We start from the raw sequence: 9,584 nt of genomic DNA, 5'->3' as shown, positions 1-9,584 counted from the left end.
AACCTCAGCCTTCCAAGCTGATGTTGTGGGTTCGATTCCCATCACCCGCTCCATTTATTATTAATCCACAGTAGCTCAGTGGTAGAGCTATCGGCTGTTAACCGATCGGTCGTAGGTTCGAATCCTACCTGTGGAGCCATGGCCCCGTGGTCAAGCGGTTAAGACACTGCCCTTTCACGGCAGTAACACGGGTTCGAGTCCCGTCGGGGTCATACTTAAACAGAAGTGGCAATCGCTTCTGTTTTTTTAATATCATATGGAGAGTTGTCCGAGTTGGCCGAAGGAGCACGCCTGGAAAGTGTGTAGGCGTTACCATGCGTCTCGAGGGTTCGAATCCCTCACTCTCCGCTAGGGCGCTAGAAAAGTTTAAAATACTTTTCTAGCTATTTTTTGTTTTACCGAGAAACCTCTTAGTGACGGGCTTTCTCTAGCTTTCGTTGTTTAGTTACGAAAAAGTGTTTTAAATCGTTTCACATAGTTTTAAAAGAAAATAGGCACAATGTGTCTATATAATGACTCAATCAACTCAATTTAGGCACAAAATTTATGTGCAAAAGACACACAAATATTTTGTTGATTTTAGCTATTGAGTTTATCTAAAACTGTTACTAAGACCGATTCTTATATATTCGTCAATTAAAAGTGAGTAGACTCGATATTCTGACTGACTATGTATTAAATGGTTTAACTTTATAATGATAGTCACGATAATTTTGATATACCTCTTATATTAAAATAGAACGTAAGAAAAAGCGTACTGATATTTAAAACTACAGCGGACGCTATTGCTGTGGTTATTTGGTACATAATAACTTAAAGGTGAAAGTCGATTCCATTCTAAATAGTAGGAATTGTTAGTGGGTGAGAGAGGAGTCTATTCCGAAATGAAATCTGAAAGAAGTCGCAACCAAGACACATACTAGTAAACAGGAACTTCAATTTAAAGCTATATAGATTGGATGAGTTTGTATAACAAAATCCAATACTACCCAAGTTCTATACAGTTAAAGAAGCTCTGCAGTTAAGGATTAATACTTAACTGCAGAGCTCGATTACGCAAAATATTGAACTCCGTATACCCTTTTTTACATTTGATAATAGATGGTGTGAGAGCTCGAAGATTCAATAAATGCTTTTTTTCTACTTATTTCTACCTAGACCGAGATTATTTATAATGTCTCTTTCAATTTGATCGTTTATATGGTCGACTCTTTTAGGGAAAAGGAAAATGTCTATTAGTGTCCAAATTCCTAGACCACCTAATGTAAATGTCATACCTAAGGCATAGCCAATATCCCCCATATAATAGCGGTGACCACCAATTCCACCAAAGAAAAACCAAAATGCTACTGCAGCACCTTTACTTTTACGTTTTTTATCCATTTCACCATTTAAAATCATCAATTCTTTTTGTGTTAAGTCTTGTTTGAATATTTCGTTCATTTTAACTCTCCTTTGTTTAATGTCATAGGTGTTTGCATAAGTAATCACGCTATACAATCATGTTATATTCTTTTACTCGTAAGCAAATGAGGACTCAAATATAAGCATATAATTATTGAACATAACCGTTTATTCATATTTTATTTAGCAATAAAGTATAATAAACACACTTAATTCGTAATTCTGTGATATTTTGGAACAATAATCTTATAACTGCAATTACTATAGTATGAGTCTCGTTCTTAAAATCTTCTGAATAATATTTTAATTATACCTAGAGTATAACTACATTTTACCACCGTTTCTAAAGGAATACAATACATACATGAAGAGAAGTGTTAGAGTAATTTTAAAATAAAAGTTGATCATTAAAACGATGAAGGCTAGATTATTTTAAGATGATTAACTTAATATTAATAATCTACCGTTAAAATACCTTTTATTGTTTGTAAGTTAATATAAAAAGCGCACCAAACAACAAAAACAAGTTGTTTAGTGCGTTTAATTCTCACCAATTGATATTGACAATGATTCGGTAACGTTTCCCTTCATGACCAAAGTAATATCCCCATTTTCCATTAGCGTATTTTTTAATGCTCATCTCTAGCTTGATCTACCTCAATTGAATATTCGGGGCCATCGAACTGTTCGTCTGGGGAGATAGATGGATCATATAACGATGGATGGCCACCACTATGCTCTTTAGGAATTTCATAATTATTCGGTTGAGATTCACTATTTTTAGGATTAGAATTAGCTGTTGTAGAAGCGGTTTGTTTATTGTCATCAGCTTGATTAGTATTAGTGCTAGCAGTAGCTTTTGATGATTTATCATCTGATTCAGTAGCCTTTGCTTCATTATCGTTACTTTCATCATTTTCTTTGATATTTTCTTCTGTCGGTGGCGTACCCTTAACTGTTTTCAATTTTGATAAATCATATGTCTTAGATCCTAACTTCTTACCACTAGTACCTTTTGTGAAGTATAGAGTGACTTTTTTATCATTCTGTAGTTTATATGATGTAAGGCCTTTAGATGTTTTACCTTTTTTTATTGTATCGTTAGAGTGTTTATCCCATTGTTGATACTCTTTGTCAAACGTCATTGCAGTACCAGTATCTAATGTATTTTCTGTACTATCATCGTCCTGCTTAACTTCAGTGCAAGCTATAAACATATCGGTAGGCGATATGTCTTTGTCACTCTTATTTTTAACTGTAAATTCGAACACAATATCTTTTTCTTCGTGTTCTGCATCTTCTAAAATGTAAGCTTTTTTAATCTTCATCACACCGTCGTCGATGACAAGTGTGTCATCTTTAAATTGAACCTTATTCTCGTTAACTTTTCTTTCAGACTTACTACTTTCGTGATGATTGCTTCCACATGCTCCGAGTAAAAGTGTGCTTGCTAATGCTATTCCTGCTAGTTTTTTCATGATAGTTGTCTCTCCTTAAATTTAGTTATTGCTGTTTTTGAATTTATCTATTAGTTTTAAAATATAATTCACATCCTCCTTATCTTACAATTCCCTGTTTAAATGTTCAGCAATTGTTTGTGGTTGTTGTTCTCTCATTTCTTCTAAACCACTTAATTCGTCTAAAGTTACATTGAAAAATTGAGCTAATACACTTGCGTGTGACATAGAGGGGCTAGTTAAGCCTTTCTCCCAACGATCAATTGACGCTTTAGAAAACTTAACATCCGATCTCTCATTAAGTCGGTCACTTAATTCTTTTAAAGAATAACCATGTGACGTTCGTAATGTCTTGAGATTTTGAGGGAAACTTGTCATTTATAATTCTCCTTAGTTTGTTATTTACAAACTTATTATATAATTTTTATCTCAATATTGCGACAGAAAATCGGTTATTATATTTCAAAAATGAAAAATATAGGGGATTTATTAATGGTGAAAATACTAGAACTGAAATAAAGAAAATATGAACGATTATTTTAAAAAGAGAGCCTGAATTAGGATATTTCAGACTCTCTTCTAATAGATTTAATCATCAAGATTATTTACTGCATATTGAGCTTCTTCATCTGTAAATTGATCGCCATAACTAGAAGTTAATTGTTCTTTAATTTTATTTTTAGACATATTTTGATCTTCTTGATAGGATTTTGCAGATTCTAAAGCATTTTCTTTATAATTAGCTTTAAGATGATCCACAGCGTATTGTGCGTCATCTTCTGAGAAATCGTCTCCTTCTTTAGCAGTTAGCTGTTCATAAATTCCTTGCTTAGACATATGCATTACGTCAGAATAATTTTTTGCTGAATTTAGTGCAGCTTTTTGAGATTTAGTTGAATCGTCATCTTGTTTTACGTCTGCTTTATCTTTATTAACTTGATTGTCTAATTCATTAGTTACTGATCCTGTGCACGCAGTGATACCTATTATTATTAGTATCAATAGGATTAAACAACCGCCACAACCAAACCACCATTTTTTCTTTTTTCCTTTCTCTTGCTGTTGCTTGTATTCTTCAAATTGTTTCTGTTGTCGTTCAAGTTGCTCTTGCAATGAAATATCTTGTTCGTTAGACATTTCTACTCCTCCTTTATTTGTTATTTAAATATATCCCAAAAACTCTTGGTTGCTTTCTTATATGTTTTATTCTTTACGGCTTTCTTCGGTGATTTCGTATAGCCCATCCCTTTAGTTCCATAAGTAGGGTTGAACGCGCTCTTCACTTTTCTTTTAGCAGCGCCGGTTGTTCTTGCTTTCAAAGACTTTTTGACACTTGGTGTTCTAAATCCGAATTTCTTATTTATCCCTCCCTAGATAAAGTTTTGATTATAAGTAGTCACTTCAATACTTTATTAGATTTATGGTTCAATATTTCGATAGGTGGAAAATTTTAATTTCTCATTGTTGTGATAATTAAAGATGAATCAATTATTAAGTATTGTATTTCAAACTAAAAAGAAGTGACTTATAATCAGTTTCATTAATAACCACTCATATAATAAATAGTGTAAATATCATATATTCTCATTTCTTTGTTGTATTAAATATATTGTAAATTATAGCTTTACGGATAAGCAATAGTTTTCGCAATTTTTCTTAATATATTAAGATACTTTTTTGATTCTATGTGCCTAGAAATAGAATTTCGATAGTAAAGGGGTACTTTAGCTTTAGATAAGTTAGCTGTATAGGAGGAGTCATTAATCAAATTTTAAACTTACGACCAAAATTTCACCACAAATTCTGAGTTTCAGTAATTGCTTTTCTCTTGTATATGTCTTAAAATTAATAAAAAATATGTAGATTTCTAAAGTGTTTAACTAGATTAGATATTTAACTATACAAATGTAGAGCAAGAATTTTATACATATTAACGGAATAGAGCCCATATACATAATAAAATGATCTTCGTTCTCTCTAAGTATTGTTGTAATATTGTGCAAGCACTTTAAGAGAAAGGGAGAAGTAAAGTTGTCAAAGCAACACCATCGTTTTTACCAAAGTAATTGGTTTATTATTCTAATGTTAATCTTTGTGTTTCCACTAGGGCTATTTCTCATGTGGAGATATGCGAATTGGAGAAAGTTCTGGAAGATTAGTGTGACTGTGCTTATTGCATTTATATTCTTGGGACAAATAGGAGCTACGAGTGTAAATAATCAGGAAACGAATCACAATCAAACGGCTCATACGTCGCAACATCATCAGTCTAAAGACACAGGCAAGAAAGAAGATTCTTAGGCAGAAAAAGAAAAAAGCTCCGAAAAGTCTCATAAAGATAAGTCAAATAAGCACAAACAAGATAATGAGAAAAAGGACAATAAAGATCAAGAAGATAGCAAGAATTATCAACCAGGAACTACAGATCGAATTCCAGTTAAATTTAGTAAACCAGTGGATGGAGATACGGCTCGCTTAATTTATCAAGGTAAGGAAGAGAAGTTTAGATTTTTACTCATAGACACGCCAGAAACGAAACATCCGCGATTAGGAAAGCAACCGTTTGGTCAAGAAGCGTCTGATCGTACGAAGGAACTTTTACAGAATGCAAATAAGGTAGAAGTAGAATTTGATGTAGGAACGAAAGATGATAAATATCAACGTAAACTCGCCTATATTTACGTCGACGGAAAGATGCTGAATGAAATTCTTGTGCGCGAAGGTTTAGCAAAGGTAGCTTATGTTTATCCTCCAAACACGCGCTATTTAGACAGACTTGAGAAAGCACAAGAGCAGGCAAAAGCCGAAAAATTAGGTATTTGGAGTTTAGATTCAGCGTTCGAAGATGGAGGAGACAACGACAAGTCGAACGCGTCATCGAAGCAGAATTCAACATCTGCATCTGATAATGCTTCAGAATCGAATGCTTCGTCATCACAAAGTGATAGCGAAAGCAACGCAAATAGCTCTGTATCGTCATCTGACTCTCAAGGTTCACAACAATTCAATAACTGCACAGAATTACGCAAAGTTTACCCACACGGTGTCTCTCAAGATCATCCCGCATACAGTGGCAAGCTAGACAGAGATGGTGATGGAATGGCTTGTGAAGCGTCGTAATTCAGGAATTGAACACCGCATATTCATAATTTAAGCTCATAAATAAGCATCGGATAAGCATTACTCATTGAAGTGGAGTACTCATCCGATGCTTTTATTTATTTATTGTCGCCTGATTGATTAGAGTTGCCAGAAGCTGCCCCATTTGAGTTGTTATTCGATGGTGCAGATTGTTTCGGTGCTTGATTTGCGTTACCTTGTTGGTTTGGCGATTGCTGATTCGACTTCGGTGCTGACTGAGATGGAGACGATTGATTTTTGTTATTTTGCGCTTTCGTATCTGAGTCATCTTTATCTTGAGATTTAGAAGCAGTTGAATCATTGTTATGAGAACGTCTCACTGTGCCTTGCGATGCGTTGCCTGAGTTGTGGGGTTGAGCCACATGGCCTGTACCTTGTGTAGCAGCGTCGTTTGCACTGTCAGCCTCTTCTTCAGTATCACTTTCTTCATCTTCTGTGGCTTCATCCTCTGAGGAAGCTAGTTTTGGTAGTTTAAAAGTCACATATTGCGTGCTAAACAAATTGGATGAAATCTTTAACTTTTTATCTTTAGACTTAGCTACTTTAGAAGAAACGTCGAAAACAATTTTACCCTCAGCAGTACTATCAGGGTTAACTTGCTCTAAAAAGAATGAATTTGAATTCTCGCCGTTATCATCTGTGTTGGCCATAACAGAAGCGGTACCGTTAGCTTTCAACGTCTTACCCTCCGACAGCAACTCAAACATCGTGCTATCCACTGTGAGTGACTCTTTACCTTTGTTCTTAATCTTAACGTCTACGACAATGTAAGTTCCTTTGGCAGTAGTAGGAGTGATGGACGGTCCGACCTGGTGAGATTGACTCGCTGATTTCACAGTGACCTCTAAATCTCCGTTCTTCGCAGTTTGTCCAATCTTGTATGCTTTATCAGCTCTCGACGAGTAAGGTGTACCGCTCTTCAAGAAGAGGATTAAAGCGATAATGCCGGCTGCGAGAAGTAAGATGATAACTGCACTAATTGTTACAATGATCGGCCATTTCTTCGGCTTGTGTGCTGTCCTAGGACGTGCTTTCGAATTTGATCGTTGCGGATGTCTTTCTTTATAGTTCGATTGTTCGGACATTCGTGTTGCTCCTTTTCTATATTTTAAGCTGTTATCTCTATCACAAATCAATTGAAATATAGATACTTTAGTTTTTATATCATTCATTATAATATTGCTCAGTAGAATTGCAATAATAATTTCTTGGGTAACAGTAAAATTACGAAAAACGAAGCAAGGTATGTAGTCTTATTTATTTCTAGGAAGTATTCATATAGCGAGAGTTCGTCCCCTTACTATCGTGAACTAGAGAATATGGGGAGCCCTCAACTTTTACACAAAAAAGACCTCACGATTGCTCGCGAGGTCTACACGAATCACAGAGGATCGAGTTTAGGCATCTGTAACAGCTTTATCTTTGTCATCGTCATCTTTCTTTTCTGACTTATCGTGGTCTTTTTTATCTTGAATCTCATCTTCTTTTTCTAATTCTTTATTAATACTTTTTTCTAATTCTTCTCGAGGTGAGAATGATGATTTATGCAAATCTTTGAGTTTCACTTTCGTTCGGCCAAGGTCTTTATCATAGTTATTATTATCTTTTCCAACGATAAAGACATCACCTTTACCTTGCAGTTCGTAAGTCTCAATACCTTTTGCAGTTCCACCTTTTTTAATGTTATCACGTTGATGTTTGTCCCATTCAGCATATTTACCATCACGGAAACTTATGTAGCTTGGACTTAATTTATTTTCCGTATCTTTACTATCTTGAAGAATATCAAAGGATTCAATCCATGCAAAACTAGCGTTTACATTACTTTTACCTGATTTATTCTTCACTTCAAATTTAAAGGCAACGACATCGCGATCTTTATCCTTATTATGGATAATTTCTTTGTCTTTAATTGTTACGATATAATCTTTCGTTTCAAGTTTATCGCCTTTAAAGGTGCCACTTGGCTTTTTCTTATAAGTTTCATGTTCTGAAGTATCGTAATCTTTATCCTTCTTATCTGAACTTTTTGATTTCGATTCTTCTTTAGATTGAGAATCCTCTTTTTTCGAACTCTCGTGTTTTGACTTATCCTCCTTAGAACTATGGCTGTCATGTCCACATCCGACGAGGAGAATACTAGCAAATAATAATGTTAAGACTTTTTTCATCTCGGCTGCCCCTTTCTATGTTGTTCAATCGTGTTGAAATCTTTTACGGTGTGATATGTCTTTCTAAACCGTCTCAGTGACGATTGAAGGTTATGCTTATTATATATAAATCGCTTACAGCGATGCAACACTTTTTAGGTAAAATAGTTTGCTAGCTGCGTATTATTCAAAAAAATTAATATCTCTCATTTTACTAAAAGTACCACTCATGCTAAAGCGATCGAAAAACGTTATAATAATTGAAGTATTGGAGGAATCAATTTGGAAAACTGGTTACGCCGACGAGCAATAAATCAACCCCAACACATCTTCATAGACAACGGAAAGGAACAGCTCACATTTAAACAGTGCTACGAACAAGCACGACGTCTCGCACTCATTCTACATCAACGTAATTTGCGACGTGTTGGACTTTATATCGATAATTCAATGGAGAGTGTCGTATTAATCAACGCTGCATGGTTAGCAGGTATCGAAGTGGCGATGATCAATTCGCGTTTAACGACGACAGAGATTAAGAATCAGATGAATTCGGTGAATATCGACACAATTATCGTCACACGTCCTTTAGAAATTACAGGATTCAACCTACTACGATACTCAGAGTTGCAAAGTGAAACTACGTCGTCCACGTATGAAGCGACATTTAACGCTGAACGAATCGCGTCGATCATGTTTACTTCAGGAACGACAGGACCACAGAAAGCAGTGCCGCAAACGTTTCATAATCACTATGCGAGTGCGCAGGGTTGTGAAGAAAGTCTAGGTTTTGACCGTTCTACAGTTTGGCTTTCGGTCTTACCGATGTATCACATTTCTGGATTGAGCGTCATGTTGCGTGCGCTCATCAAGGGTTTTACAGTTCGTCTTGAACAGAAATTTAATACAGAACGCATGCTCAATATTATTCGTGATGAAGGTCCGACTCATGTGTCGTTAGTGCCACAAACATTGAAATGGTTAATGGATTCAGGCTGGCATCAACCTTATCAAGTTGAGAAAATATTACTTGGTGGAGCAAAGTTATCGCGCACGTTGATTGACCAAGCGTTAAACTATGATTTACCAATTTATAATTCATTCGGCATGACGGAAACATGTTCACAATTTGTGACTGCAAGTCCTCAGATGTTGAAAGAACGTCATGATACAGTAGGGCGACCAAGTGAGGATGTAGGTGTGAAGATTAAACATCCGAATGCAGACGGTCACGGTGAACTTCTTGTCAAAGGTGACAATGTAATGGAAGGATATCTTTATCCGTCAGATTTAAGCAATACGTTCGAAGATGGCTATTTTAAGACTGGAGACATCGCTGAAATTGATGAAGATGGCTATGTCATCGTGTACGATCGACGTAAAGATTTAATCATTAGTGGTGGCGAAAATATTTACCCGTTTGAAATTGAGA

General features: G+C 35.5%; 9 protein-coding genes and 3 tRNA genes. 6 read left to right on the top strand and 6 right to left on the bottom strand.

Features of this window, described 5'->3' with window-relative positions:
• The first annotated feature begins 64 nt into the window (after positions 1-64).
• From CD039_RS06075 to CD039_RS06065, 3 genes are all read left to right on the top strand, one after another.
• Positions 65-139 (top strand) — tRNA-Asn (locus tag CD039_RS06075).
• Position 140: 1 nt separating this feature from the next.
• Positions 141-212, top strand: a tRNA-Glu gene (locus CD039_RS06070).
• Between the two features lie 46 nt (positions 213-258).
• Positions 259-348 (top strand) — tRNA-Ser (locus CD039_RS06065).
• A gap of 792 nt (positions 349-1,140) precedes the next feature.
• On the opposite strand, the gene CD039_RS06060 is transcribed toward CD039_RS06065, so the two are convergent.
• The 4 genes from CD039_RS06060 to CD039_RS06045 all read right to left on the bottom strand — a co-directional run bounded on the left by CD039_RS06060 (position 1,141) and on the right by CD039_RS06045 (position 3,998).
• Positions 1,141-1,443 (bottom strand): TM2 domain-containing protein, encoded by a 303-nt coding sequence (locus tag CD039_RS06060; protein ID WP_103371549.1) that lies wholly within the window; start codon positions 1,441-1,443, stop codon positions 1,141-1,143.
• 590 nt (positions 1,444-2,033) lie between these two features.
• A complete protein-coding gene (locus tag CD039_RS06055) occupies positions 2,034-2,882 on the bottom strand; it encodes a DUF5067 domain-containing protein (RefSeq protein WP_103371548.1) in 849 nt (282 codons plus the stop codon).
• Between the two features lie 84 nt (positions 2,883-2,966).
• Positions 2,967-3,239 carry a helix-turn-helix domain-containing protein gene (locus tag CD039_RS06050; RefSeq protein ID WP_103371547.1) on the bottom strand — a complete coding sequence of 91 codons (273 nt, stop codon included), beginning with the start codon at positions 3,237-3,239 and terminating at the stop codon, positions 2,967-2,969.
• Between the two features lie 210 nt (positions 3,240-3,449).
• A complete protein-coding gene (locus CD039_RS06045; RefSeq protein WP_103371546.1) occupies positions 3,450-3,998 on the bottom strand; it encodes an Ltp family lipoprotein in 549 nt (182 codons plus the stop codon).
• Between the two features lie 894 nt (positions 3,999-4,892).
• Here CD039_RS06045 and CD039_RS12055 point away from each other — a divergent pair.
• Both CD039_RS12055 and CD039_RS12050 read left to right on the top strand, forming a co-directional pair.
• Positions 4,893-5,162, top strand: a complete 270-nt coding sequence (locus tag CD039_RS12055) for a VanZ family protein (RefSeq protein ID WP_240595054.1) — start codon at positions 4,893-4,895, stop codon at positions 5,160-5,162.
• Positions 5,163-5,315: 153 nt separating this feature from the next.
• Entirely contained in the window at positions 5,316-5,981 is a 666-nt protein-coding gene (locus tag CD039_RS12050; protein WP_240595052.1) for a thermonuclease family protein, read from the top strand.
• 98 nt (positions 5,982-6,079) lie between these two features.
• On the opposite strand, the gene CD039_RS06030 is transcribed toward CD039_RS12050, so the two are convergent.
• Positions 6,080-7,087, bottom strand: a complete 1,008-nt coding sequence (locus tag CD039_RS06030; RefSeq protein WP_103371544.1) for a DUF4352 domain-containing protein — start codon at positions 7,085-7,087, stop codon at positions 6,080-6,082.
• Positions 7,088-7,399: 312 nt separating this feature from the next.
• Positions 7,400-8,173, bottom strand: a complete 774-nt coding sequence (locus CD039_RS06025) for a DUF5067 domain-containing protein (protein WP_103371543.1) — start codon at positions 8,171-8,173, stop codon at positions 7,400-7,402.
• Between the two features lie 261 nt (positions 8,174-8,434).
• Here CD039_RS06025 and menE point away from each other — a divergent pair.
• The coding region (menE, locus tag CD039_RS06020; protein WP_142384377.1) for an o-succinylbenzoate--CoA ligase at positions 8,435-9,584 on the top strand (1,150 nt) is incomplete at its 3' end.

It is taken from the genome of Staphylococcus argensis, from assembly GCF_002902305.1.
Lineage (GTDB): Bacteria > Bacillota > Bacilli > Staphylococcales > Staphylococcaceae > Staphylococcus > Staphylococcus argensis.
The sequence above is the reverse complement of the archived record's forward strand: the minus strand, read 5'-3'. Positions and strand labels throughout refer to the sequence as shown.

Bases quoted from the DNA above. Each gene is read 5' to 3' on its own strand.
- CD039_RS06025 (WP_103371543.1), bottom strand. From the start codon at position 8,173: ATGAAAAAAGTCTTAACATTATTATTTGCTAGTATTCTCCTCGTCGGA.
- CD039_RS06045 (WP_103371546.1), bottom strand. From the start codon at position 3,998: ATGTCTAACGAACAAGATATTTCATTGCAAGAGCAACTTGAACGACAA.
- CD039_RS06055 (WP_103371548.1), bottom strand. From the start codon at position 2,882: ATGAAAAAACTAGCAGGAATAGCATTAGCAAGCACACTTTTACTCGGA.
- CD039_RS06060 (WP_103371549.1), bottom strand. From the start codon at position 1,443: ATGAACGAAATATTCAAACAAGACTTAACACAAAAAGAATTGATGATT.
- CD039_RS06050 (WP_103371547.1), bottom strand. From the start codon at position 3,239: ATGACAAGTTTCCCTCAAAATCTCAAGACATTACGAACGTCACATGGT.
- CD039_RS06030 (WP_103371544.1), bottom strand. From the start codon at position 7,087: ATGTCCGAACAATCGAACTATAAAGAAAGACATCCGCAACGATCAAAT.